This is a genomic window from Streptomyces sp. NPDC047061 (assembly GCF_040643955.1).
GTDB lineage: Bacteria > Actinomycetota > Actinomycetes > Streptomycetales > Streptomycetaceae > Streptomyces.
In genome coordinates this window covers 42,324-65,539 of sequence record NZ_JBEYVI010000017.1, presented here as the reverse complement: position 1 = coordinate 65,539, position 23,216 = coordinate 42,324, and the positions used below count along the sequence as shown (strand labels likewise).

The following is a 23,216-nucleotide window of genomic DNA, read 5'->3' as shown; positions in this document are numbered from 1 at the left end:
CTCCTCAGGGGTGTTCGGGGGTGTGGGTGGGTCGGTCCTCGCCGGCGGGGGCGGGCCCGGCCGCCGGGCGGGTGCGGCGCCTGCGGACGGCGACCGCGAAGAGCGCGGCGGCCGCCAGCAGGGCACCCGTGGTGAGGACGACGGTCAGGACGGGGGTGCCGTCGCCGTCGGCGGCCGCGGTGTCGTCGGCCAGTGGCCGCGCCGAGGTGGGGCCGGGCGCGGGCGTCTCCGTCTCGTCGGCCGCGCTGCCCAGGTCGGGCAGGGCAGGCAGGACGGTGTCGGTGGTGAGGGCGACGGCGAGGGAGACCGGGTCCATGGCGGTGCCGGCCCGGTACATCCCGGCGAAGGCCCTGGCGCCTTGGGCGGTGAGCTTCGCGGGGGCCTCGGTGACCGAGGCGAGCCCCTTCTTCGCGGTGAAGTCCCCGGCGGTGAAGGTGACCAGCGGGACCTTGTCGCCGGTGAAGGCGTCGCTGTCGACGTCGGCGTAGAGGGTGCCCGTGCCGTCCTCGACGGTGACCCTGACCGCGCTCAGTCCCAGGTCGAGGCCGTGGTCGCCGGTGAAGCGGACGGCGCCCGCGAAGTGCGCCGTCAACGCGCCGTCGCGGTACGTCCCTTCGCCCTTCGGGAAGCGGAAGAGGGCACCGCCGTCCTCGGCTCCGCCGGTCAGCGTCCACCTGCCGCGGGCGATGTCACCGGTGACGTACTCGCGGAAGGTGCGGCGCACGCCCCAGTCGACGGCACCGGCCGCAATGGCGTGATCCGCCCCGGAAGTCGCCTTCTTCGCGGCCGACTTGGTGGGCTTCGGCGTGGCGGTGGGGGTCGGGGCACGGGCCGTGGACGCCGGGGTCGGGTCCGGGCTGACGAAGGACTTCACCGCCATCACCGCCGAGGCGCTCGTCAAGGCCGCGCCGGACGCGATTCTCGTCATGACCAAGGGACTCGACTCGGTCGGGGGCGTCGACGGTCTGGTGAGGATCCCGGGGGTGGCGCAGACCCCGGCCGGGATGGACCGGCGGGTGGTGTCGGTGGAGGACGGGGTGCTGCTCAACTACGGGCCGCGCACGGACCAGGTGTTGAAGTCCGTGGTGACGCAGTTGTACGGGGGCGGCGCGAAGTGAGCGGGCACGGAGGGAGGCCGACGGTCGGGTGGCTGCTCGCGCTGGGGCTGGTCGCGGTGCTGGTCGTACTGGTGCCGGTGGCTGCGGGGCTCGGGGCGTATCCCATTCCGACCGGGGACGTGCTGGGCTCGGTCCTGCACCGCGCCGGACTCGGCGGTACGGCGCTGGGCCGGGTGCCCGAGTCCGTCCTCTGGAACGTCCGCTTCCCGCGGATCGTGCTGGCGCTGCTCGTCGGTGCCTCGCTGGGGTGTGCGGGGGCGGTGATGCAGGGCGTGTTCGGCAACCCGCTCGCCGAGCCCGGGGTGATCGGGGTCTCCTCGGGGGCCGCGGTGGGGGCGGTCGGGGTGATCGCGTTCGGGCTCGACTTCCTCGGGACCTGGACGGTGTCGGTGTGCGCGTTCGGGGCGGGGCTGGCGACGGTGCTGCTGGTGTACGCGATGGCGCGTTCCGGAGGCCGTACCGAGGTGGTGACCCTGATCCTGACGGGTATCGCGGTGAACGCGTTCGCGGGGGCGCTGATCGGGCTGTTCCTCTTCTTCGCGGACACCGCGGCGGTCAACCAGATCACGTTCTGGCAGCTGGGTTCGCTGTCCCAGGCGACATGGTCGAAGGTGCTGGCGGTACTCCCGTGCGCCGTGCTCGGCCTCGCCCTGGCGCCCCGCTACGCCCGCCGTCTCGACCTTCTCTCCCTCGGCGAACGCCCGGCCCGGCACCTGGGCGTCGACGTCGAACGCCTGCGGCTCACCCTGGTCCTGGTCATCGCCCTCCTCACGGCGGCGGCGGTGAGCGTGTCGGGGATCATCGGCTTCGTGGGCCTGGTCGTCCCGCACGTCCTGCGGATGGCGGCGGGGCCGGGGCACCGCTTCCTCGTCCCGGGCAGCGCGCTGCTGGGGGCGGTCACCCTCCTGACCGCCGACCTCACCGCCCGCACGGTGTCCGCCCCGGCGGAACTCCCCCTCGGCCTCCTCACGGCCCTCCTCGGCAGCCCGTTCTTCTTCTGGCTGCTACGGAGGACACGGCGCCGGCAAGGGGGGTGGGCGTAGCGATGCGGGTCACGGCGCCGAGCAGGCCTCGCCGTCGGCGGTGCCGGTCCGCCGCCGGGTGCGCCGCCGACCGGGCCTCGCCGTCGGCGGTGCCGGTCCGCCGCCGGGTGCGCCGCCGTCGTGGCTGGTCGCGCAGTTCCCCGCGCCCCTTCCGGGGCGCTGCCGCCACCCCTTTCGACACGCCCCGAGCCCTGACAGGGCACCACCGCCCACCTGTTCGCCCCAGGCCCGCAGGCCTCGAACGCGCCTCCGCCGCTCGCTCTTTCCCGCCGCAACGGCGCCACGCCACGACGGCGTCGTCCGGCGGTGCCGAGCCGACCGCAGCCGACCGATCGGAGAACCCCGCCCATGAGACTCCGCCGTCCGAATCCCGGCCCTCCTCCCCCAGTTGCCGGTGAGGTTCTCGTTGAGGCCGAGGGGCTGTGTGTGCGGCTCGGTGGGCGGTTCGTTCTCGGGGGTGTCGATGTCGTTGCCCGGGCCGGGGAAGTGGTCGCTCTCGTCGGGCCCAACGGGGCCGGGAAGTCGACTCTGTTGGCCGCGCTCGCCGGCGATGTGGTGGTCGGTGGTGGAGTCGTCCGGCTCTTCGGCCGTCCCGCCACGGAGTGGTCCGCCGGGGAGCTCGCGCTCCGGCGGGCGGTGCTGCCGCAGTCGGCCACGCTGTCGTTCCCGTTCACGGTGGCGGACGTGGTGCGGATGGGGCGGGCGCCGCACACCGGCTCCGCACCCGGCGAGGACGAACGCGCCGTCGCCGAGGCGATGGCGGCGACCGAGGTGACCGCCTTCGCCGGGCGGTCGTTCGCCGCGCTCAGCGGCGGCGAGCGGGCCCGGGTCGCCCTCGCCCGGGTGCTCGCGCAGCGCGCGCCCCTGCTGCTGCTCGACGAACCCACCGCCGCGCTCGACCTCAAGCACCAGGAACTGGTGCTGCGGCTCTGCCGGGACAGGGCGCACGCCGGTGACGCGGTGGTCGTGGTGCTGCACGACCTCGCCCTCGCCGCCGCCTACGCGCACCGGGTCGCGATCCTGTGCGCCGGTCGTGTCGCCGCCGACGGCCCGCCCGCCGAGGTGTTCGAGGAGCGGTTGCTGTCGGAGGTCTACGACCAGCCGGTCGAGGTGTTCCCGCATCCACGGACGGGAGTTGCCGTCGTCGCACCGAAGCGCTCCCCTTGACCTTCCCTTTGCTATTCCTTGGCGTTTGTTTTTCGCCGTCGATATCAAGCCGTGTCTGTGATCTTTCTGTGGCTGATGAATCACCACCCGGACGGGTATGAGTGAGGTAAGCCTCAGGTAAGTTAGGCCAGCCTCACCACACCATCCCCGCTTGGAGCCTGCATGCGTGCCGTCCGACTCACCGTCACCGCCGCCGCCACCGTGGCCGCCCTGACCGCCCTCTCGGCCTGCACGGCGAAGAGCGACGCCAAGGGCGACGACGCCATCCAGGTCACCGCCGCCGACTCGAAGTGCGAGACGTCGACGAAGTCGGTCCCGGCGGGGCACGTCACGCTCGCCATCGAGAACACGGGCTCCAAGGCCACCGAGGTCGAGATCCTCTTCCCGGACGACCGGATCGTCTCCGAGAAGGAGAACATCGGGCCGGGGACGAAGTACACGCTCACCGCCGAGGTGAAGGCGGGGTCGTACGAAATAGCCTGCCGGCCCGGGATGAAGGGGCACGGCGTGCGGCAGAAGCTGACCGTGACCGGCGGCACGGTCGCCAAGCGCGACCCGAAGCTGGACGCGGCTGTCGCCGCCTACCGCGAGTACGCGCAGGAGCAGGCCGACGCGACGATCCCGAAGGTCGAGACGTTCGTCAACGCCATCAAGGCCGGTGACGTCGACGCCGCCAAGGACGCCTACGCCCCCTCCCGGGTCGGCTGGGAGACCACCGAGCCGATCGCCGAGTCGTTCGGGGACATCGACCCCAAGACCGACACCCGCGTCAACGACCTGGAGAAGGGCCAGAAGTGGACCGGCTGGCACGCGCTGGAGAAGGCGCTGTGGGTGGACAAGAAGGCCGGCGCCGAGCAGCAGGCCCTCGCCGATGAGCTGCTCACCGACCTGAAGGACTGGCAGAAGCGGGTCGGCAAGGCCGAGATCACCCCGACCTCCATGGCCAACGGCGCCAAGGAGCTCCTCGACGAGGTCGCCACCGGCAAGGTCACCGGCGAGGAGGACCGTTACTCCCACACCGACCTGAGCGACTTCAAGGCCAACGTCGACGGCGCGCAGAAGGCGTACGAGCTGCTCAAGCCGGTTGCCCAGAAGAACGACGCGACCCTCACCGCGGAACTCGACAAGCAGTTCGCCGCGCTGGACACGCTCCTCGACAAGTACCGCACGGACAAGACCTCCGACGGCTTCGTCGCGTACGACACGGTCACCGAGGCGCAGCGCAAGGAGCTGTCGGACGCGGTCAACGCCCTCGCGGAGCCGCTGTCCAAGCTCGCCGCGGCCGTGGTCAAGTAGGGGGCGGGCAATGAGCGAGAAAGCCAATCCGTCGCGTCGGGCGCTGATCGGGTGGGGCGGGGCCGGGCTCGCGCTCGGGGCCGCCGTGGCCGGGGGCGCGGTGGCGATGACCGAGGTCGGCGACGACGTCGACCCGGTCGCCGCGGACACCGGTGCCGCCGTCCCGTTCCACGGTGCCCACCAGGCCGGGATCGCCACGCCCGTCCAGGACCGGCTGCACTTCGCCGCGTTCGACGTGAAGACCGACGACCGGGACGAGTTCGTCCAGCTGCTCAAGGACTGGACGGCCGCGGCCCGGCGGATGACCGCGGGCAAGGCGGTCGGCGAGGGCGCGTACGGCGGGCTCGCCGAAGCGCCGCCGGACGACACCGGTGAGGCCCTCGGACTCAAGCCGTCCCGGCTCACGCTGACGATCGGCTTCGGACCGTCCTTCTTCGAGAAGTTCGGGCTCGCCGGGCAGCGGCCGGCCGCGCTCGTCGACCTGCCCGGGTTCCCCGGGGACAACCTCGACTCGTCCCGTACCGGCGGCGATCTGTGCGTCCAGGCCTGCGCCGACGATCCGCAGGTCGCCGTGCACGCCATCCGCAACCTCGCCCGGATCGGCTTCGGCAAGGTCGCCATCCGGTGGTCCCAGCTCGGCTTCGGGAAGACCTCGTCGACGACCCCGGACGCCCAGACCCCGCGCAATCTCATGGGGTTCAAGGACGGCACCCGCAACATCGCGGGGACCGAGACCGACCGCCTGAAGAAGTTCGTGTGGGCCGGAGACGGGGACGGGACGGGGTGGATGAGCGGGGGGTCGTACCTCGTCGCCCGCCGGATCCGGATGAACATCGAGACCTGGGACCGGACCTCGCTCCAGGAGCAGGAGGACGTCTTCGGGCGGGACAAGGGCGAGGGCGCCCCGGTCGGCAAGGCCAAGGAGCACGACGCGCCGTTCCTGAAGGCCATGAAGCCCGACGCCCATGTGCGGCTCGCGCACCCGGACTCCAACGGCGGCATCACCATCCTGCGCCGGGGCTACTCCTTCACCGACGGGACGGACGGGCTCGGGCGGCTCGACGCCGGGCTGTTCTTCCTGGCCTACATGCGTGACGTCCGCAAGGGGTTCATCCCGCTGCAGCGCAGGCTGTCGGCGTCCGACGCACTCAACGAGTACATCCAGCACGTGGGTTCGGCGGTCTTCGCGGTCCCGCCCGGCGTCCGGGACAAGGACGACTGGTGGGGCCGGACGCTGTTCTCCGAATCCTCCAAGTCCTCCAAGGGGGCGTGATCCGTGTTCTCCAACTACCTGATCGGGCTGCGGGAAGGCCTTGAGGCGTCGCTCGTCGTCTGCATCCTCATCGCCTACCTGGTCAAGACCGGCCGCACGGACGCCCTGAAGCCGATCTGGATCGGCATCGCGGTGGCGGTGCTGATCGCCATGGGCTTCGGGTGCGCGCTCGAATTCGGCTCCCAGGAGCTGACGTTCCAGGCGCAGGAGGCGCTCGGCGGGTCGCTGTCGATCGTCGCGGTGGGCCTGGTGACGTGGATGGTGTTCTGGATGCGGCGCACCGCCCGGCACCTGAAGGCGGAGCTGCACGGCAAGCTGGACGCGGCCCTCGCGATGGGCACGGGCGCGCTGGTCGCCACCGCCTTCCTGGCCGTCGGCCGGGAGGGCCTTGAGACCGCGCTGTTCGTGTGGGCCTCCGTGCACGCGGCCAGCGACGGCACCCCGCGCCCGCTGGTCGGCGTCGCGCTCGGCCTGGCCACCGCGGTGTTCCTCGGCTGGCTGTTCTACCGGGGCGCCCTGCGGATCAACCTCGCCAAGTTCTTCACCTGGACCGGCGGCATGCTGGTCGTGGTCGCGGCGGGCGTGCTGGCCTACGGCTTCCACGACCTCCAGGAGGCCGACTGGATCCCGGGCCTGACCAACCAGGCCTTCGACATCAGCGGCACCATCCCGCCGGACAGCTGGTACGGGACGCTGCTGAAGGGCGTCTTCAACTTCCAGCCGGACCCGACCGTGCTCCAGGTCACGGTGTGGCTGCTGTACCTGGTCCCCACGCTCGCACTCTTCTTCGCCCCGGTAGGGTTCGGCTCCGGGAAGGGGAAGGTGAAGGCACCTGATGGCACGGCACCTGATGACGCACCTGGCGACCAGGGATCGCGGTCCGCTACGGCGCCGCCGGCTCCGCAGGCGTGATCGGAACGCGCTCCTGGCGGTCTCGCTGACCGCCCTGTCGCTGACGGCGAGCGGCTGCGTGGTGGTGCACGGCGAGCGCGAGGTGCTCCCCGCCACCACCCGCGCCGAAGCCGCCAAGGCGCTGCGGCAGTTCACGGACGCCTACAACAAGGCCGACAAGGCCTTCGACAGCTCCCTGGACGCGGACTACACCACCGGCGCCCTCGCCGACATCGACTCCGCTCGCCTGAAGGCCGGGCACGTCAACAGCCCGGGCGGCAACTCCGGCCACTCGCCACTGGAGTTCGACGACGTCACGTACACCATCCCGAAGAAGGCCGGCTGGCCGCGCTGGTTCGTCGCGAACGCGCACGGCAACAAGGGCGGCGACGAACGCTGGCTGCTGGTCTTCACCCGCAACAGCCTCTCCGCGCCGTTCCAGGTGGCGTATCTGACGCTGGTCACGCCGGACGCCGTACCGAAGTTCACCACCGACAAGGACGGCTGGGCGGAGGCCGTCCCGGCGAACAGCGCCCAACTCGCCGCCTCCCCGGGCGACCTGAGCCAGGACTACGCCACCTACCTGAAGAGCGGCGGCACCGTCTTCGCGGACGGCGCGCACACCAGCGGCTGGCGCACGGACCGCGAGAAGTCCACCAAGCCGGGTCTCGCCACCCAGTACATCGACGAGCCGCTGACCAACGGCGACTATGCGCCGCTCGCGCTGCGGACCGCCGACGGCGGGGCGCTGGTGTTCTTCACCACCCGCTACTACGCCAAGCAGACCGCGGCCACCGGCACCTCGGTGCCGACCCCGAACCAGGACGTCAAGGCGCTCACCAAGGGCGAGATCAAGCAGTCGCTGACGATGCAGTTCGTCTCCAACCAGGTCGCCCTGGACCCGGCGGGCACCGGCAAGGTCTCGGTACTGGGCCGCATCCAGGGCCTGACCTCGGCCCAGGGTTCCTGAACAGCGCCTGCCTGAACAGCGCCCCCTGTGAAGCGCCCCGAAAGGGGCGCGGGGCCGGATCCGACATGCGGCTACCGCCGCGTGGGCGCGACCAGCCCCCACGCCGCCGCAGCCGACCGACGACCCAACCCTGCGCTTCCCGCAGAGCACCTACCAGCCGGCGCCCACCTGGTCGGCCTCCTCGCCCGCGTACCGGGCGCACGCATCCGTCAGGATCTCCAGCAGGCTCAGCGGGTCGGGGAGCGCGTGCTCGGGGCCGCGTACCCAGTGCACCCGGCGGTCGTCGTCGCCGGGCAGCCGGGCGGGCGGTACGAGGACGTAGGAGCCCCGGCAGTGCCAGCGCAGGCCCGGGTGCTCGTCCATGGTCTCGGGGCGGCAGTCCAGCTCGCACGGCCACCACTCGTCCTCGTCCTCGGGGGTGCCGCGGGTGAGGGTGAAGAAGAGCAGGCGCCCGTCGTCGCTCTCGGCGACCGGGCCGACCTCGACGCCGTTCGCGAGCAGCCGCTCCAGGGCCTGCCGGCCGGCCTCCAGGGGGACGTCCAGGACGTCGTGGGTCATGCCGGTCGCGGTGATGAAGTTGGCCTGCGGCTGGTGCCGGGCCCAGCGCTCGATCTGGGCGCGGTCGGTCGTGGACTGCGTCTGCCACGCGAACGACACCGGGTGCCGGGCCGGGGTGGGACAGCCGACGCGGTCGCAGGAACAGCCGTAGCCGGGCGCGGGGTGCGCGGCGGGGGCCAGTGGGAGGCCCGCCGCGGCGGCGGCGAGCAGCAGGTCCGTACGGCCCGCGTCGCCTGCGGCGGCCGCCTCCTTCGGACGGCGTCCGCGGAGCCACCGGGAGAGTCTGCCCTGCCGGCCGCTGGGGCCACCGAACGTCGCGCTCATCTATCGCCTCGCCTCGCTGTGGTCCGGCCAGGATGCCTTATGGCCCTGTCTGGGCATGAAGCGGGGGGTACGAGAGCTGTGTCACCCCGGCGGCCAGGCGTCTCCCCAGTCCGCGTCCCGGGCCGCCCTGTACAGGTCGCCGTGGCGTTTGGTGACCGTCGTGCGGCGGAGCTGTTCGTCGGTCTCGCACAGGTCGAGCAGGACCTGGCCCTTGCGGATCTGGGGGCGGCGGACCACCCGGGCCGGTGCCGGGGCGGGCGGGAAGCGGGTGGCGGCCACGTAGCTGAACTTCTCGTCCTCGTAGGGCAGTGATCCGCCCTTGACCTGGCGGTGCAGGGAGGAGCGGCTGACCCGGGCCGAGAAGTGGCACCAGTCCGTGCCGGGGACGATCGGGCAGGCGGCGCTGTGCGGGCAGGGGGCGGCGACGTGCAGGCCGGCGGCGATCAGGCGGTCCCGGGCCTCGATGATCCGGGCGTAGCCGGCGGGCGTGCCGGCCTCGACGATGACGACGGCCTGCGCGGCGGCCCCGGCGGCGTCGACGAGGGCGGTACGGCCGGTCTCGTCGAGCTCGTTGAGGACGTACGACACCGTGACGAGATCAGTGCTCTCGATGGTGAGCGCCGCTCCGATCCGAGAGCGCTGCCACTTCGCGTCCCGCAGGGCCGGGTTCGCGGCGGCGATCTCCCGGCCGAGGGCCAGCGCCGGCTCGGCCCAGTCGAGGACCGTCACCGGCCGCACGCCGTCCCAGGTGTCGGTCACCGCCCAGGTCGCCGCGCCCGTCCCGCCGCCGACGTCCACATGGCTCCCGGGCGCCCAGCCCTCCGGCACCGCGTCGGCGAACGCCGCCAGCGCGGACCGTACCGCCTCGAAGGTCGCCGGCATCCGGTACGCCGCGTACGCCACCACGTCCGCCCGGTCCCGCAGGATCGGCGCGTCGGTCGGGGTGGCCCCGCGGTAGTTGGCGATCAGCCGCTCGACGGCTCCGGCGGCCTGCTTCGGGGGCAGCCCGTCGAGGAGGTCGGCGAGGGCGGCGCGCAGCCGGTCGGCCGGGGCGACGGGATGGGTGGGGTGACTCACCCGGCGATTGTATGGACAGCCCTGGCGAGGCGGGTCGCCGCGGCCGCCCGCGGGGCGCTGTCGCCGGGGCGGCGGCGCGGATGCACGGTGTTGGCCAGCAGCACCAGGAATGTGTCCGTCGCCCGGTCCAGCACCAGGCTCGTCCCGGTGAAGCCGGTGTGGCCCGCCGCACCGTGTCCCGCCAGCTCTCCCATGAACCACGGCTGGTCCACCAGGAAGCCCAGGCCGGGCGGGGCCAGCAGCAGGTCCACGAAGTCGGGGCCGAGGACGCGCGCGGGGCCGTACGCGCCGCCCGAGAGCAGCGCGCGGCAGAAGATCGCCAGGTCCCGGGCGGTGGAGAAGAGGCCGGCGTGCCCGGCCACCCCACCCAGCGCCCAGGCGTTCTCGTCGTGCACGACGCCCCGCAGCATCCCCCGGTCCGCCTTGGCCCACGGCCGCCGCTGGTCCTCGGTGGCCGCCGCCCCGGGGCAGGGGCCGAAGTCGGTGGCGGTCATGCCGAGCGGACGGGTGATGCCGTCGCGGACCAGGACGTCGAGGGGGCGGCCGGTGATCCGCTCCAGGACGTGCTGGAGGAGGAGCAGGTTGAGGTCGGAGTAGCGGTATGCGCCGGGTGCGCTGCTGGGGGCCTCGGCGCGGAGCAGGTCGAGGCGGGCCGCGTCGTCGGGGCAGTCGTACAGCGGGAGTTCGGGGCGCAGCCCGGAGGTGTGGGTGAGGAGCTGGCGGACGGTGATGCCGTGCGCGGCGGCGCCGTGGAAGTCGGGGAGGTAGGCGCCGACGCGGGCGTCGATGCCGAGGGTGCCGCGCTCCAGCTGCTGCACGGCGGCGACCGCGGTGAAGAGCTTGGTGAGGGAGGCGAGGTCGAAGGGGGTGCCGACGGTCGTCGGGACCCGGGCGGCGGGCAGGAGTTCGACACCGGCGTCGGTCGCGGGGTCGTAGGCGGAGCAGCGCACGGCCCAGCCGGCCGCCTCCTGTACGGCGATCACGGGTCCGCGTCCGGCGACCACGACGGCTCCGGCCGCCCAGGGCCGCTCACCGGTGGTGAGGCCGCGCACCTCGCGGACGAGGTGTCTGAGTTCCGCGGGGTCGAGACCGGCCCGTTCCGGTGTGTCGACGCGCAGTCTCGGTGCGCTCAGCTCTCCTCCCCCTTTCTCGACTTCGCACGGGCGTTCCCACGTGCTGCCCAGGGACGGCACATTCCCACGAAGCAGGCCAGCGCCACCAGTGCCCCCGCCAGTTGGACGATCGCCATGGGCACGGCGGTTCTCTCCCCGGCGATCCCGACCAGTGGCGAGGCGACCGCGCCGACGAGGAACGAGGACGTCCCGAGCAGCGCGGACGCGGACCCGGCGGCGTGCCGGGTGCGCAGCAGGGCGAGGGACTGGGCGTTGGGGAGGGTGAGGCCCATCGCGGACATCAGGACGAAGAGGGCGGCGGCGACCGGGGCGAGCCCGACCGGGCCGAGGGCGCCGCTCGCCATCAGCAGCAGCGCGGTCGCGGCGAGGACGGTCACGGCCAGGCCCGCGCCCAGCACCTTGTCCAGGCTGACCCGGCCGACCAGCACCTTCCCGTTGACCTGCCCGGCGATCACCAGGCCGACCGAGTTGAGGCCGAAGAGGAGGGAGAAGGTCTGCGGGGACGCGCCATAGATTTCTTGAATGACGAAGGGCGAGGCAGCGATATACGCGAAGAGCGCGGCGAAGGCGAAGCCGCCGGCGAGCATGTAGCCGGTGAAGGGCAGGTCGGCGAGGAGGGTGCGCATGGCGCGGACGGCGGCGGCCGCTCCCCCGGCGTGCCGGCGGGCCGGCGGCAGGGTCTCCGGGAGCCGTACCCAGACCAGCGCCGCGAGCAGCGCTCCGACGGCCGTGAGGACGACGAAGACGCCCCGCCAGTCCGTCACCCGCAGGATCTGCCCGCCGATCAGCGGGGCGACCACCGGGGCGACCCCGGAGACCAGCATCAGGGTGGAGAAGAAGCGGGCCATGGCGACCCCGTCGTAGAGGTCGCGTACGACGGCCCGCGCGATCACGATGCCGGCCGCGCCCGCGAGACCCTGGACCAGCCGGAAGGCGACCAGGGTCCCGACGTCCGGCGCGACGGCGCACAGGGCGGTGGCGACGACGTAGCAGGCGAGGCCGGCCAGCAGCGGGCGGCGGCGGCCCCAGCGGTCGCTCATCGGGCCGACGACCAGCTGGCCGAGGGCCATGCCGGCGAGGCAGGCGGTGAGGGTGAGCTGGACGGTCGCGGCGGGGGCGCCGAGGGAGCGGGTGACCTCCGGGAGGGAGGGGAGGTACATGTCCATCGCCAGCGGGGGCGTCGCGGTGAGCCCGCCGAGGACCAGGACCAGCAGGAAGCCGGTACGGCGGGCGGCGGGACCTGCACCGACGGCGGGGCCGTGCGGTGCGGGTACGGCGGGTACGGCGGTGTCCTGGGCGTCCGGTGTCGGCGGCGCCGGCTGCTCGGGCATGTGTCCCCCGTCTTCGTGAGATCTCGCAGGTCTCGTGGTGCGCCGCCTGTCGGCTGCGGCGCCGTTGTGGCTGGTCGCGCCCACGCGGCGGAGCCGCACATCAGATGCAGCCCCGCGCCCCTTCGGGGGCGCTACTCGATGGCCCCCGCATATGCTCTCAGCTCGTACAGACTGCCGGGAAACACACGAGCGAGGGCGGGCGGCCGGGATGGGTGAGCAGAGCGTGCGGTGGGGGATCCTGGCGACGGGCGGGATCGCGGCCTCGTTCGCGGCGGATCTGGTGGACCTGCCCGACGCGGAGATCGTGGCGGTGGCCTCGCGGTCCGCGGAGTCGGCGGCGGGGTTCGCGGAGCGGTTCGGCATCGGGCGTGCGTACGGCGACTGGGAGTCGCTGGCCCGGGACGAGGACGTCGACATCGTGTACGTCGCCACTCCGCACTCGGCGCACCGGGCGGCCGCGGGGCTGTGCCTGGAGGCCGGGCGCAACGTGCTGTGCGAGAAGGCGTTCACGGTCAACAGCCGTGAGGCCGGGGAACTCGTCGCGCTGGCGAAGGAGCACGACCGCTTCCTGATGGAGGCGATGTGGATGTACTGCAACCCGCTGGTGCGGCGGCTGACGGCACTGGTCGCGGACGGGGCGATCGGCGAGGTGCGGACGGTGCAGGCGGACTTCGGCCTGGAGGGCCCGTTCCCGCCGGCGCACCGGCTGCGGGACCCGGCGCTGGCCGGGGGCGCGCTGCTCGACCTGGGGGTGTACCCGGTGTCGTTCGCCCACCTGCTGCTCGGCGAGCCGGACGGGCTGTCGGCGCGAGCGGTGCTCTCGGACGAGGGCGTCGATCTCCAGACGGGTGCACTGCTCTCCTGGGAGAGCGGCGCTCTCGCATCGGTGCACTGCTCCATCGTCGGCGGCACCGGCACCACCGCCTCGGTCACCGGTTCACGCGGCCGCATCGACATCCCGGACGGCTTCTTCAACCCCGAACGCTTCGTGCTGCACCGCGACGGCCTCACCCCGCAGGAGTTCTCCCTGGACCCGGCCGACGGACCGCGCAACACACTCCGCCACGAGGCCCGCGAGGTCATGCGCGCCCTGCGGGCCGGCGAGACCGAATCCCCCCTCGTCCCCCTCGCCGGCACCCTCGCGGTCATGCGCACCCTGGACGCCCTACGAGAGCAGATCGGCGTGCACTACCCGAACGAACTCTGAGAGCACCGCGCCCCGTAAGGGGCGCGGGGAACTGCGCGACCAGCCCCCACCGGCCCGCACCCGACCGACAACGGGACGCAACCCGGCCCTCCCCAGCGGAGCGCCTACGCTGCGAGCCCATGGACACCAAACAACCAAAGACCGCCGTGGTCACCGGCGCCGGCTCCGGCATCGGCCGGGCCGTGGCCACGGAACTGCTGCGGGCCGGCTGGTCGGTGGCGCTGGCCGGCCGGCGCCCCGCGACGCTGGACGAGACGGCGGCGCTGGTGCCCGAGGGCGCCGCGCTCGCCGTACGGACCGACGTCTCACAACCCGGCGACGTGACCGCGCTGTTCGCGGCGGCCGTGGACCGGTTCGGCCGGGTGGACCTGCTGTTCAACAACGCGGGGACGTCCGGGCCCGGCGGGGTGGCCGTGGAGGACCTGCCGTACGAGGCGTGGCGGCACGTCGTGGACACCAACCTCAACGGGGCGTTCCTGTGCGCGCAGGCGGCGTTCCGGCAGATGAAGGAGCAGGAGCCGCAGGGCGGGCGGATCATCAACAACGGGTCCGTCTCGGCGCACACGCCCCGCCCGCACTCCGTCGCCTACACCGCGACCAAACACGCGCTCACGGGACTGACCAAGTCCCTGTCCCTCGACGGGCGGCCGTACGGCATCGCGGTCGGGCAGATCGACATCGGCAACGCGGCGACGGACATGACGGCCCGGATGCAGACCGGCGCATTGCAGGCGAACGGGGAGATCGCCCCGGAACCCGTGATGGACGTGGCCGACGTGGCGCGGACCGTGCGGCACATGGCCGAGCTGCCGTTGGCGGCGAACGTGCAGTTCGCGACGGTGCTGGCGACGGCGATGCCGTACGTGGGCCGGGGCTGAACCGCCGTTCAGTCGGACAATCCACAACCTGCACAACCGGAATTCAGACTTCCGCGGTATTGCGCCCGGTAACGGGCCTATGCTCGACTCTCCTCCACCAGAACTTCACAGTTGGGGCTCTGGCATTCCGCAGACCGCCGGCCACACCGAGGGGGGAGGCGGCAGCCGTTCCACCGGACCGGGGTGGGGGTGGACCCGCATGGGACCGCGGGTACGCACCGGTGGGTGGGGCGGCTGCCGCGTGACGTCAGCCGGCCGCGGTGTCACCCGAGTCGGGACCGGCCGCGGCATCGGCCGCCGCACCAGTGGTCGCACCGGTCGCCCGCCGCCGTCGGCGCAGCGCCCACGTCCCCGCGCCCAGCAGCGCGAGCGCTCCGGCCGCACCCCCCGCGAGCGGCCACGGCGACAGCCCGGAGGACCCGGAACCGGCCGCAGCCTCCGAACCGGCCGCCCCCGCGGCCCCCTTGCCCTTCGACGGCGACGGACTCGCGCTCGCCCCGCCCTCGCTCAGCGGATCCACCAGCAGGCCCACCGACTGCGCCGAACTCCCCTTCCCGAAGCCCCAGTCGAGCAGCGCGGCGGTCTGCTCGTACACGGCGTTGGTGCCGGGGTCCGGGTGCATCACGGTGACCAGGAGAGTGCGCCCGCCCCGGGTGGCACCACCGGTGAAGGTGTTGCCGGCGTGACTGGTGTAGCCGTTCTTCACGCCGAACAGGCCCTTGTAGACGTCGAGCCCCCAGGCTCCGGTGAGCAGACGGTCGGTGTTCTGGATCTGGAAGGTCTTCTTGCCGCCCGCCGGGAAGTTCGCGGTCCGCGTGCCGCAGTAGCCGCGGAAGTCGTCGTCCTTCAGCCCGTGCCGGGCGAAGAGGGTCAGGTCGTAGGCCGAGGAGAGCTGGCCCTTGTGGTCGAAGCCGTCGGGGCTGACCACATGGGTGTCGAGGGCCTGCAGGTCGGCCGCCTTCGCCTGCATCTCGGCGACGGTCCTCGCGATCCCGCCGTTCATGTGGGAGAGCACGTGCACGGCGTCGTTGCCGGAGCGCAGGAAGACGCCCTGCCACAGCTGCTCGACGGTGTAGGTGAGGCCGGGCTTGATGCCGACCAGGCTGGAGCCGGCCGGGACGTCGGAGATGTCGGAGTCCTTGACCTTGTAGCGCTCGGTCCGCTCGAACTTCTTCAGCACGGTGTCCGCGAACAGCATCTTCAGGGTGGAGGCGGGCGCCAGCCGCCGGTGCGCGTTGTACGAGGCGAGCACCTCTCCGCTGTCGCAGTCGGCGATCAGCCAGGCGCGGGCGGTGATCTTCTTGGGCAGGCCCGTGGCACCGCGCACCTGTATGCCGCCGCGGGCCAGCCGCTCGCCGCCTATGACGACGGCAGCCGTGGCGGCGGCCGAAGCAGCGGCCGACGCGGTGGCCGAAGCGGTGGCGGCCGAGGCGGAGGCCGCCGCGGACAGGGGAAGAGCGGCGGCCGTCAGTCCGAGGGCGGCACGCCGGGTCAGCCGAGAGGAATCGCGCATCCCGGGACCGTACACCGCAGGCCACAGGAGCTACCTGGCAGTATCCCCTCGCCCGCCCAGGAATTTGCTGTCTTATGAAAGTTTGCTAAGACCTCGCCGTTTCTCAGCTCTGACACATGTTTTACCCAGGGCTGCTCAAAGGTTTCTCCCTAGCTTGAGCTCGCGTCCACAGCGGGCGCCAAGAACCTTCGAGGAACGGGATGTTTGGCATCTATCTCAAGCGCGAGCTTGGCCGCAGAAAGAAGGCGGCCCTGGTCATCGCTCTGGGTCTGGCGCTCGGTATCGCGCTGGTCATCACGGTCAACTCGGTGTCGGCCGGCATGACTCAGGCGCAGGACAAGGTCCTCAAGTCGCTCTACGGCCTCGGTACCGACATGACGGTCACCAAGGCCCGTACCGCGCCGACCTCGGGCAGCTCCGGCGGCCCGAACTTCAAGTTCGACGCCAAGTCCAGCAGCAGCTCCACGCAGAGTTCGGACCGGGTGCAGACTCAGGGCGGTCAGGCCCTGAAGTCCTCCCTGGTCACCAAGGTCGCCGACCAGACGGGCGTGGAGAGCGCGGTCGGAGCGCTCTCCCTGAACGTCACCAAGGTCGACGGCTCCTTCACCCAGGGCAAGGCGAAGTCCTCCACCAGCGGCAGCAGCAGTAGCACCAGCGGCCAGGGCCAGCCGGGCGGCAGCGGCAGCAGCAGCTCGGGCGGTGCGCCGCAGGTCCAGGGCGGCGGCGCCAACTTCAACGTCAACAGCTACTCCGTGGTCGGCGTCGACGTGGCCCACCAGGGCCTCGGCCCCCTCTCCACCATGAAGGTCACCTCGGGCAAGACCTTCACCTCCGCGCAGACCAGCTCGAAGGTCGCGGTGGTCAGCAAGTCGTACGCCAAGGAGAAGAAGTACAAGGTCGGCTCGACCTTCAAGATCTCCAGCACCAAGTTCACGGTCATCGGCATCGCGACCCCGGACAGCAGCGAGTCCGACACCGACGTGTTCGTCCCGCTGAAGGTCGCCCAGACCCTCGGCGACGCCAAGAACCAGGTCACCACGATCTACGTCAAGGCGACCGACTCCAAGCAGATCTCCGCCGTGAAGAAGGCGATCACCGCCAACATCTCGGGTACGACGGTCACCACCTCCGCCGACCTGGCGTCCACCGTCTCCGGTTCCCTCTCCACCGCCTCCAGCCTGGCGACCAGCGTCGGCAAGTGGCTGTCCATCGCGGTGCTGGTCGCGGCCTTCCTGGTGGCGGCCCTGCTGACCTCGTCCGCGGTGTCCCGCCGGGTGCGTGAGTTCGGCACCCTGAAGGCGCTCGGCTGGCCCTCGCGCAACGTGACCCGGCAGGTGGTCGGCGAGTCCATGGTCAACGGCCTGATCGGCGGCGCCCTCGGCATCGCCCTCGGCGTCGGCGCGGCCTACGCGGTCACCGCGATCAGCCCGAAGCTCACCGCCCAGGTGGGCAGCACCGGCGGCGCGGGCGGCGGCCCGGGCGGCGGCGGTCCCGGCCAGCAGGCCTCCCAGAACACCCTGGAGATCGCGCTGTCCGCGCCCGTCTCCCTCACCACCATCGCCCTCGCGGTCGGCCTCGCGGTCACCGGCGGTCTGATCGCCGGCGCGATGGGCGGCTGGCGCGCCTCCCGGATGCGCCCGGCCGACGCCCTGCGCAGCGTCGCGTAACTCCCCCGCCCCTCCCTCCAAGCCGGGGCGCCGCTTCCACTCCCCCCGGGAGGCGGCGCCCCCACCCCTTACAGCACCCAGTGGAGAACCCATGTACAGACTCACCGGAGTCACCAAGCGCTACACGCGGGGCAAGGAGACGGTCGAGGCGCTGCGCGGCGTCGACCTGACCATCGAGGACGGCGACCAGCTCGTCATCCAGGGCCCGACCGGCGGTGGCAAGTCGACCCTGCTCCAGATGATCGGCGGCCTGGACCGCCCGACCGAGGGCAGCGTCATGCTGGACGACGTCGACCTCGCCCGGGTCAGCGAGACCAAGCTGACCCGGCTGCGCGCCGAGAAGATCGGCATCATCTTCCAGTCGTTCAACCTCATCCCGACGCTCACCGCCCAGGAGAACGTCGAGACGGCCCTCGTCCCGCTCGGCATCAAGCCGGCGGACCGTCGCGAGCGGGCGGCGGAGGCCCTGCGCTCGGTGGGCCTGGGCGAGCGCCTCACGCACGCCCCCTCCGAGCTGTCCGGCGGCCAGCAGCAGCGCGTCGCGATCGCCCGCGCGCTGGTGAAGAAGCCGAAGGTGCTCCTCGCCGACGAGCCGACCGGCAACCTCGACGAGGGCACCCGCGACGACATCATGGCCCTGCTGGAGGGCCTGTGGCACGAGTACGGGCTGACGTTCATCATGGTCACCCACGACTCCTCCATCGCGCGCCGTGCCCCGCGCCTGGCCACCATCAAGGCCGGCCAGATCACCCTCACCGAGCAGGGCGGCGGACAGCGGTACGCGCAGCAGGCGGCGGCCGGTGACGGCCGGCAGCAGGCGGCGGCGCACGGCGGTCCGCAGCAGGGCTACGACCAGCAGCCGTACGTGCAGCAGCAGTACGGGGGCGGTCAGGGTTACTGACCACGGTCAGGGCTGCGGTCAGGGCTGCTGACCGCGATCAGCGGGCGGCCGGGGCCGCTCACCGCCCGAGGAGACGGTCGATCTCGGCCATCTGCTCGGCGGTGAGCGGCCCCTTCGCGATCGCGCCGGCGTTCTGCTCGGCCTGGGCGACGGACCGGAAGCCCGGGATCGGGACCGTGCGCGGGCTGCGGGCCCAGATCCAGCCGAGGGCGCCCTGGGCGAGGGTCCGTCCGCCGCTGGTGAGGATCTCCCGCAGGGCCTCGATCCGCTCGACCCACTCGGGGTCGGCCCCGGCGCCGTCCCCGAACCCGGGCAGCCAGGCCGGCGGCCTGCTGCGGATGTCGCCGTCGGCGGCGCCTGCCCGCCGCCCGCCGAGCAACCCCATGGCGAGCGGGCTGCGGTTGATGGCGGCGAGCCCCGACTCCTCGGCCAGCGCGACGAGTTGCGGAGCGTCCTGCAGCACGTTGAGGGTGTGCTGCACGGCCGTGCAGTGCGGCCCCTCGGCGAAGACGGCGGCGCGGGCCGGGTCGTCGGTGCTCCAGCCGTAGGCCCGGATCAGCCCCTCGGCGACCAACTCCTCGCAGACGTCGCGGAGTTCGGCGGCACGGACCGGGTCGGCGTCGGAGAGGTGGAACTGGTAGAGGTCCACGTGGTCGGTGCCGAGACGCCGCAGGGAGGCGGTGAGGGCGCGGCGGACGTGGGCCGGGGAGTCGTCACTGCCGGTGAGCGTACGGCTCCCCTCGTCGAAGACGTTGCCCCACTTGGTGGCGACGACCACGTCGTCGCGCCGCTTGCCGAGGGCCCGGCCGAGGACGCGCTCGCTGTGGCCGGCGCCGTAGGTGTCGGCGGTGTCGAAGAACGTCACGCCCAGGTCGAGGGCGCGGTGGACCGCCCGTACGGACTCCTCGTCGTCGACCTTGCCCCAGCCGAGCGGCTGCCCGGTGGCGTCCTGCCACTCGCCTCCGATGGCCCAGCAGCCGAAGCCGAGCGCGCTGACGCGGATGCCGGAACGTCCCAGGGTCCTGGTGGTGCTGTCGGTTCCCGTGCTTTCGGTTCCCGTGCTTTCGGTTCCCGTGCTTTCGGTTTCCATGCTTTCGGTTTCCATGACCGAGACGCTAGGAGTTGAAGTGCACACCAAGGCAAGGCACTTACCGGGCCCGCTGCCCTCGCGCCGCCCTCGCGCTACGCCTGCCCGGTCTCGAAGCGGGAGATGCGGCCGTCGTCCTCGACCGTGAAGTCCCAGCGGGTGACCATCTCGCCCCAGGTGTCGTTGCGGTAGTGGGCGAGCAGGGAGCGGCCGCCGTTGGACTCGTTGTCGACGTCCAGGTGGCCGTTGGAGGAGAAGATCTCCCGGTCGATCCAGTCGTCGAGGTTCCGGTCGGAGCCGTCGTCGGCCATGGTCGCGTCCTCGGTGAGGATGCTGCGGAAGCTGTCACGGTCGCTGGCGTTGACGGCGGTGACGAAGGCCCGGACGGCGGGGTCGCTGAGCTTGGCTGTCTTGATCGTCATGTCAGTCAGCGTCACATCGGTCCCGGCGGCCCGCCACCCGCCCGCCACCCGAACGGCCGCGCGGACGGGCCGACCGGGTGTGCCGGGTGCGACGGTGGAGACCCGTGATCCGCTGCCGCCGATGGGAGCACCCGTGACCTGCTACGACCGACGTGACGTGGGCCTGCTGCTGCTCCGGCTGGGCACCGGCGGGGTGCTGGCGGCGCACGGCGCGCAGAAGCTGTTCGGCTGGTTCGGCGGGGGCGGGATCGAGGGCACGGGCCGGTTCATGGAGTCGGTCGGGTACGTGCCCGGGAGGCAGAGCGCGCTGGCGGCGGGGCTGGCGGAGGCGGGCGGCGGGACGCTGCTGGCGCTGGGCCTGGCGACCCCGGCGGCGGGGGCCGCGGCGGCCGGGGCGATGGCGGGCGCGACCGCCCTGCACATGCCGAACGGCTTCTTCGCCCAGGGGGGCGGGTACGAGTACGCGGCGACCCTGGGCCTGACCGCCTCGGGTCTGGCCGTCGCGGGCCCCGGCCGGCTCTCCCTGGACCACGCGTTCGGGCACGTCTTCGACCGGGGCTGGATGGTCCCGGCGGCGCTGGGCGTGACGGCGGCGGTGACGGCGGTGGTGATCGGCGCGCGGAACCGGCGGGTGCGGCGGGCCGAGGAGGGCGAGCAGGGGGCGCTCTTCGAGGGGTAGCCGTCTGTGCGGGTGGGGCAGGCTACGGGCCATGACGGAACAGCGGACACCGCCCACGGCCGACCTGTGGGCCGCCATCGACGACCTCTGGACCTGGCTGGACGCCAACCGTACGCACGGCGGCGACACCGGCCTCGTCCTGCGCATGCTCAAACTCACGGAGGAGGTCGGCGAGGTCGCCCAGGCGGTGATCGGGGCGACCGGCCAGAACCCCCGCAAGGGCGTCACCCACACCTGGGAGGACGTACAGGGGGAGCTGTGCGACGTGGTGATCACGGCACTGGTGGCGCTGCGGACGCTGACGCCGGACGCGGCGGGGGTGTTCGGGGGACATCTGGCGAGGGTGACGGCGCGGTCGCTGGGTTCATCGACGACGACTCACCTTCCGGACGGATCCGCACCCGCCGCACCCGGCCACATCGACAGGACACTCTGACCCTCCTCCCCGGCCCCGGCGACTCGCGGCAGCCGTGGAGCGAGCGGAGGCGTGGACACGCAGGCGGGACTACCGTGACGACGCATGAAGATCCCGTTGCCGCTGGATGCGGTGCCCCGCCTCACCGGCGCGGCGGTCGCCGGAGCCGTGGTCGGCACGGCCGTCGCGGTGGCCGTCGACGGAGCACTGGGGGCGCTGGCCGCGATCGCCACCACGGAACTCTGCTTCGTCGTGGCGGGCTGGGCGGCGCTGTGGCCGATGGATGCCACCGCCACCCACCGCAATGCGCGGCGCGAGGACTTCCGGCCGGTGACCGACGAACTCGTGGTGGTCGCGGCGGCGCTGTGCGGACTCGCCGCCATCGTCCTGCTGCTCGTGCGCGGCAAGCCCGACCCCGGCCATGCCGCGGCCGCGACCGCCCTGTGCGGCGTCTTCACGGCCTGGGCGGCGCTGCACCTGATGTACGCCGCCCGCTACGCCTACGTGTACTACGAGTCCGCGGACGGCATCGACTTCAACTCGGACGCCCCGCCGGCGTACCGGGACTTCTTCTACTTCAGTTACAACCTCGGCATGACCTACCAGGTCTCCGACACCGACGTCTCGAGCTCGACGATCCGCGCGATCGTACTCCGGCACACACTGCTCTCCTACGTCTTCGGCACCGGCATCCTCGCCACCGCCATCAACCTCGTCGTGGGAATCGTCACCGGCTGACGGTGTCGGGCGGGTCCGGGCAGGAAAGGATGGACCGGGCTGACGCGGCCGACCGGGCCGTCGGCCGAAGCGGGAAGGGACGGGTGGGCCATGGCGTCGGAGCAGACCGCCGGGAACACGGTGGACGCGGTCGTCGTGTACGACGGACGCCTGCTGATGGTGAACGCGCACAACCACTGGGAACTGCCCTCGGGTGCTCCTGAACCAGCCGAGTCGGCGACGGCCGCCGCGGCGCGCGTGGTGTACGAACTCACCGGCTATCTCGTCGACGGTTCGACGCCGCTGGGACCGGCGGGTACGGATCCGTCGGACCCACGCTCGTTCGTGGTGTGCCAGCTGCTGACCGAGACCCCGTCCGACACGGAGACACGGCTCCCCCCGGAACAACTCCGCTGGACCCCGATCCCGGAAGCCCTCGACGCCGGGCTCCCCGAACCCGTACGTGTCTACCTGAAGGGCCATACACCCGTCTAGCGGACCGCCTCCAGAACGCGGGTGCCCGGCGCGCAGCTCTCGCTCAGTTCGGCGAGTTCGGCCACCGGCAGTCTGCGGGCGGAACCGCGTCGGCTGTGGTCGAGCAGCGCGGACGCGGTGTGCAGCCAGTGCGGCAGTGGGGCGACGCCGATGAACTCGGCCAGGCGCGTCAGCTCTTCGGCAGGACGGTCGAGCAGGTTCTCGTAGGAGAGCGTGCTGCGCCGGTCGGCGGGCAGCCGGGCAAGGAACCGGGTGCCTTCGGTGACGAGTTCGGACCACAGGGTGCCGAAGGTCCGCAGGGGGATGTCCCGGTCGCGTACGAGGGCGGGATCGAAGCGTTCGCCGAGCAGCGGAGCCAGGTCCGCGGGCAGGGCGCGCACGTGTTCCTCGGTCAGGTCGGCGAAGCTGTCGACACCGGCGCGTGCCTTGATCTCGCGCAGCAGGGAGATCGTGCGGTAACCGGGATGGCGGCTCATGGACAGGGCGCAGTCCGGTCCGTCCCGGAACATGTGCACGAACCTCGCATGCGGGAACGCGGCCCGCAGCCCCGGCGCCCAGCCGGTCGAGTAGCCGGACCGCTCCACGACGGCGGTCCGTCCGAACCGCGCGCACAGCAGGTCGAACAGTGCCCGGTGATGCTCGGCGGCGGTCCGCTCGGGCCACCGGGCCACCGCTGCGCCCAGTTCGTCGAGAAGGCCGTCCGGCTCGTCCGAGAGGTGGGGCAGCACCATCAGGGAGAGCGCGGGGATGCCTGTGGTCTCCGCCGTGTATCTGCCGGGGCGGCGGGTGTAGAGGAACTCCGGCAGCGGCAGACCGCTGCGGATCATCCGCTCGAAGTGCGGGGCGGGCTGGACGAGGGTCTGCCAGAACTGCGCGCCGGTCACCCTCCCTTCCGGAAAGGCGGCGTCGCCCACCGAGGCCATGAACTCGTTGAGGCTCAGTACGTCCGGATGGGCGTTGAGGATGCCCGACAGCGCGGTCGAGCCGCTGCGTCCCGTACCGATGACGAAGGTCAAGGAACGCATGGTCACCCTCCGCATGGTCCGCCGGTCCC

The 23,216-nt window shown here is 72.4% G+C and carries 21 protein-coding genes and 3 pseudogenes; 15 read left to right on the top strand and 9 right to left on the bottom strand.

All coding sequences use genetic code 11. The features are described 5' to 3' along the window. Positions 1–4: 4 nt before the first annotated feature. A pseudogene (locus tag ABZ887_RS24235) lies at positions 5–742 on the bottom strand (HtaA domain-containing protein); the annotation flags it as partial. An 88-nt stretch (positions 743–830) separates the two neighbouring features. Between ABZ887_RS24235 and ABZ887_RS24230 the strand changes: the two are divergent. From ABZ887_RS24230 to ABZ887_RS24200, 7 genes and pseudogenes are all read left to right on the top strand, one after another. Next, a pseudogene (locus ABZ887_RS24230) lies at positions 831–1,118 on the top strand (ABC transporter substrate-binding protein); the annotation flags it as partial. A gap of 32 nt (positions 1,119–1,150) precedes the next feature. Continuing rightward, positions 1,151–2,161, top strand: coding sequence for an iron ABC transporter permease (locus ABZ887_RS24225; protein ID WP_361292982.1), 1,011 nt, complete (start codon positions 1,151–1,153; stop codon positions 2,159–2,161). Positions 2,162–2,509: 348 nt separating this feature from the next. Then, on the top strand, positions 2,510–3,328 hold the full coding sequence (locus tag ABZ887_RS24220) for a heme ABC transporter ATP-binding protein (protein ID WP_361292765.1): 819 nt from the start codon (positions 2,510–2,512) through the stop codon (positions 3,326–3,328). Between the two features lie 162 nt (positions 3,329–3,490). Beyond that, the gene (efeO, locus tag ABZ887_RS24215) at positions 3,491–4,624 is read left to right on the top strand and encodes an iron uptake system protein EfeO (RefSeq protein ID WP_361292763.1); all 1,134 of its coding nucleotides are present in this window, start codon (positions 3,491–3,493) and stop codon (positions 4,622–4,624) included. A 10-nt stretch (positions 4,625–4,634) separates the two neighbouring features. Then, entirely contained in the window at positions 4,635–5,897 is a 1,263-nt protein-coding gene (gene efeB, locus ABZ887_RS24210) for an iron uptake transporter deferrochelatase/peroxidase subunit (RefSeq protein WP_361292761.1), read from the top strand. A 3-nt stretch (positions 5,898–5,900) separates the two neighbouring features. Beyond that, positions 5,901–6,809: an iron uptake transporter permease EfeU gene (efeU, locus tag ABZ887_RS24205; RefSeq protein WP_361292759.1), complete on the top strand. Its 909-nt coding sequence runs from the start codon at positions 5,901–5,903 to the stop codon at positions 6,807–6,809. Then, a complete protein-coding gene (locus ABZ887_RS24200) occupies positions 6,733–7,758 on the top strand; it encodes a hypothetical protein (RefSeq protein WP_361292757.1) in 1,026 nt (341 codons plus the stop codon). The genes efeU and ABZ887_RS24200 overlap by 77 nt, the downstream gene beginning before the upstream one ends. A gap of 150 nt (positions 7,759–7,908) precedes the next feature. On the opposite strand, the gene ABZ887_RS24195 is transcribed toward ABZ887_RS24200, so the two are convergent. The 4 genes from ABZ887_RS24195 to ABZ887_RS24180 all read right to left on the bottom strand — a co-directional run bounded on the left by ABZ887_RS24195 (position 7,909) and on the right by ABZ887_RS24180 (position 12,181). Continuing rightward, positions 7,909–8,640, bottom strand: a complete 732-nt coding sequence (locus tag ABZ887_RS24195; RefSeq protein ID WP_361292755.1) for a bifunctional DNA primase/polymerase — start codon at positions 8,638–8,640, stop codon at positions 7,909–7,911. A gap of 81 nt (positions 8,641–8,721) precedes the next feature. Continuing rightward, the gene (locus ABZ887_RS24190) at positions 8,722–9,717 is read right to left on the bottom strand and encodes a small ribosomal subunit Rsm22 family protein (protein WP_361292753.1); all 996 of its coding nucleotides are present in this window, start codon (positions 9,715–9,717) and stop codon (positions 8,722–8,724) included. Then, on the bottom strand, positions 9,714–10,910 hold the full coding sequence (locus tag ABZ887_RS24185) for a serine hydrolase domain-containing protein (protein WP_361292751.1): 1,197 nt from the start codon (positions 10,908–10,910) through the stop codon (positions 9,714–9,716). The genes ABZ887_RS24190 and ABZ887_RS24185 overlap by 4 nt, the downstream gene beginning before the upstream one ends. Beyond that, positions 10,847–12,181 carry a multidrug effflux MFS transporter gene (locus ABZ887_RS24180; RefSeq protein WP_361292749.1) on the bottom strand — a complete coding sequence of 445 codons (1,335 nt, stop codon included), beginning with the start codon at positions 12,179–12,181 and terminating at the stop codon, positions 10,847–10,849. The genes ABZ887_RS24185 and ABZ887_RS24180 overlap by 64 nt, the downstream gene beginning before the upstream one ends. A gap of 208 nt (positions 12,182–12,389) precedes the next feature. Here ABZ887_RS24180 and ABZ887_RS24175 point away from each other — a divergent pair, with 208 nt between their 5' ends. Both ABZ887_RS24175 and ABZ887_RS24170 read left to right on the top strand, forming a co-directional pair. Continuing rightward, positions 12,390–13,388, top strand: coding sequence for a Gfo/Idh/MocA family oxidoreductase (locus ABZ887_RS24175; protein ID WP_361292747.1), 999 nt, complete (start codon positions 12,390–12,392; stop codon positions 13,386–13,388). 119 nt (positions 13,389–13,507) lie between these two features. Further along, the gene (locus ABZ887_RS24170; RefSeq protein WP_361292745.1) at positions 13,508–14,266 is read left to right on the top strand and encodes an SDR family oxidoreductase; all 759 of its coding nucleotides are present in this window, start codon (positions 13,508–13,510) and stop codon (positions 14,264–14,266) included. A 247-nt stretch (positions 14,267–14,513) separates the two neighbouring features. On the opposite strand, the gene ABZ887_RS24165 is transcribed toward ABZ887_RS24170, so the two are convergent. Then, a complete protein-coding gene (locus ABZ887_RS24165) occupies positions 14,514–15,779 on the bottom strand; it encodes a serine hydrolase (protein WP_361292743.1) in 1,266 nt (421 codons plus the stop codon). Between the two features lie 200 nt (positions 15,780–15,979). On the opposite strand from ABZ887_RS24165, the gene ABZ887_RS24160 reads away from it, so the two are divergent. Both ABZ887_RS24160 and ABZ887_RS24155 read left to right on the top strand, forming a co-directional pair. After that, positions 15,980–17,446, top strand: a complete 1,467-nt coding sequence (locus ABZ887_RS24160; protein ID WP_361292741.1) for an ABC transporter permease — start codon at positions 15,980–15,982, stop codon at positions 17,444–17,446. 91 nt (positions 17,447–17,537) lie between these two features. Next, positions 17,538–18,212, top strand: a pseudogene (locus tag ABZ887_RS24155) (ABC transporter ATP-binding protein); the annotation flags it as partial. Positions 18,213–18,405: 193 nt separating this feature from the next. Here ABZ887_RS24155 and ABZ887_RS24150 read toward each other — a convergent pair. Together ABZ887_RS24150 and ABZ887_RS24145 are read right to left on the bottom strand one after the other, a co-directional pair. Beyond that, on the bottom strand, positions 18,406–19,437 hold the full coding sequence (locus tag ABZ887_RS24150; RefSeq protein WP_361292739.1) for an aldo/keto reductase: 1,032 nt from the start codon (positions 19,435–19,437) through the stop codon (positions 18,406–18,408). Positions 19,438–19,529: 92 nt separating this feature from the next. Continuing rightward, positions 19,530–19,856: a nuclear transport factor 2 family protein gene (locus tag ABZ887_RS24145; RefSeq protein WP_361292737.1), complete on the bottom strand. Its 327-nt coding sequence runs from the start codon at positions 19,854–19,856 to the stop codon at positions 19,530–19,532. A 133-nt stretch (positions 19,857–19,989) separates the two neighbouring features. Between ABZ887_RS24145 and ABZ887_RS24140 the strand changes: the two genes are divergently transcribed. From ABZ887_RS24140 to ABZ887_RS24125, 4 genes are all read left to right on the top strand, one after another. Beyond that, a complete protein-coding gene (locus tag ABZ887_RS24140; RefSeq protein WP_361292980.1) occupies positions 19,990–20,535 on the top strand; it encodes a DoxX family membrane protein in 546 nt (181 codons plus the stop codon). A gap of 31 nt (positions 20,536–20,566) precedes the next feature. Further along, on the top strand, positions 20,567–20,971 hold the full coding sequence (locus ABZ887_RS24135) for a MazG-like family protein (RefSeq protein ID WP_361292735.1): 405 nt from the start codon (positions 20,567–20,569) through the stop codon (positions 20,969–20,971). 84 nt (positions 20,972–21,055) lie between these two features. Beyond that, the gene (locus ABZ887_RS24130) at positions 21,056–21,688 is read left to right on the top strand and encodes a DUF1345 domain-containing protein (RefSeq protein WP_361292733.1); all 633 of its coding nucleotides are present in this window, start codon (positions 21,056–21,058) and stop codon (positions 21,686–21,688) included. Between the two features lie 90 nt (positions 21,689–21,778). Then, entirely contained in the window at positions 21,779–22,162 is a 384-nt protein-coding gene (locus tag ABZ887_RS24125; protein ID WP_361292731.1) for an NUDIX domain-containing protein, read from the top strand. Here ABZ887_RS24125 and ABZ887_RS24120 read toward each other — a convergent pair. Beyond that, positions 22,159–23,187, bottom strand: coding sequence for a sulfotransferase (locus ABZ887_RS24120; protein WP_361292729.1), 1,029 nt, complete (start codon positions 23,185–23,187; stop codon positions 22,159–22,161). The two genes, ABZ887_RS24125 and ABZ887_RS24120, sit on opposite strands and share 4 nt — an antisense overlap. Positions 23,188–23,216: the final 29 nt, after the last annotated feature.

What these genes read in the sequence shown, in the direction of transcription:
- ABZ887_RS24220 (WP_361292765.1), top strand. Translation starts at nt 2,510, where the DNA reads ATGAGACTCCGCCGTCCGAATCCCGGCCCTCCTCCCCCAGTTGCCGGT.
- efeO (WP_361292763.1), top strand. Translation starts at nt 3,491, where the DNA reads ATGCGTGCCGTCCGACTCACCGTCACCGCCGCCGCCACCGTGGCCGCC.
- efeB (WP_361292761.1), top strand. Translation starts at nt 4,635, where the DNA reads ATGAGCGAGAAAGCCAATCCGTCGCGTCGGGCGCTGATCGGGTGGGGC.
- ABZ887_RS24200 (WP_361292757.1), top strand. Translation starts at nt 6,733, where the DNA reads ATGGCACGGCACCTGATGACGCACCTGGCGACCAGGGATCGCGGTCCG.
- ABZ887_RS24195 (WP_361292755.1), bottom strand. Translation starts at nt 8,640, where the DNA reads ATGAGCGCGACGTTCGGTGGCCCCAGCGGCCGGCAGGGCAGACTCTCC.
- ABZ887_RS24180 (WP_361292749.1), bottom strand. Translation starts at nt 12,181, where the DNA reads ATGCCCGAGCAGCCGGCGCCGCCGACACCGGACGCCCAGGACACCGCC.
- ABZ887_RS24175 (WP_361292747.1), top strand. Translation starts at nt 12,390, where the DNA reads ATGGGTGAGCAGAGCGTGCGGTGGGGGATCCTGGCGACGGGCGGGATC.
- ABZ887_RS24170 (WP_361292745.1), top strand. Translation starts at nt 13,508, where the DNA reads ATGGACACCAAACAACCAAAGACCGCCGTGGTCACCGGCGCCGGCTCC.
- ABZ887_RS24165 (WP_361292743.1), bottom strand. Translation starts at nt 15,779, where the DNA reads ATGCGCGATTCCTCTCGGCTGACCCGGCGTGCCGCCCTCGGACTGACG.
- ABZ887_RS24160 (WP_361292741.1), top strand. Translation starts at nt 15,980, where the DNA reads ATGTTTGGCATCTATCTCAAGCGCGAGCTTGGCCGCAGAAAGAAGGCG.
- ABZ887_RS24150 (WP_361292739.1), bottom strand. Translation starts at nt 19,437, where the DNA reads ATGGAAACCGAAAGCACGGGAACCGAAAGCACGGGAACCGAAAGCACG.
- ABZ887_RS24145 (WP_361292737.1), bottom strand. Translation starts at nt 19,856, where the DNA reads ATGACGATCAAGACAGCCAAGCTCAGCGACCCCGCCGTCCGGGCCTTC.
- ABZ887_RS24135 (WP_361292735.1), top strand. Translation starts at nt 20,567, where the DNA reads ATGACGGAACAGCGGACACCGCCCACGGCCGACCTGTGGGCCGCCATC.
- ABZ887_RS24130 (WP_361292733.1), top strand. Translation starts at nt 21,056, where the DNA reads ATGAAGATCCCGTTGCCGCTGGATGCGGTGCCCCGCCTCACCGGCGCG.
- ABZ887_RS24125 (WP_361292731.1), top strand. Translation starts at nt 21,779, where the DNA reads ATGGCGTCGGAGCAGACCGCCGGGAACACGGTGGACGCGGTCGTCGTG.
- ABZ887_RS24120 (WP_361292729.1), bottom strand. Translation starts at nt 23,187, where the DNA reads ATGCGTTCCTTGACCTTCGTCATCGGTACGGGACGCAGCGGCTCGACC.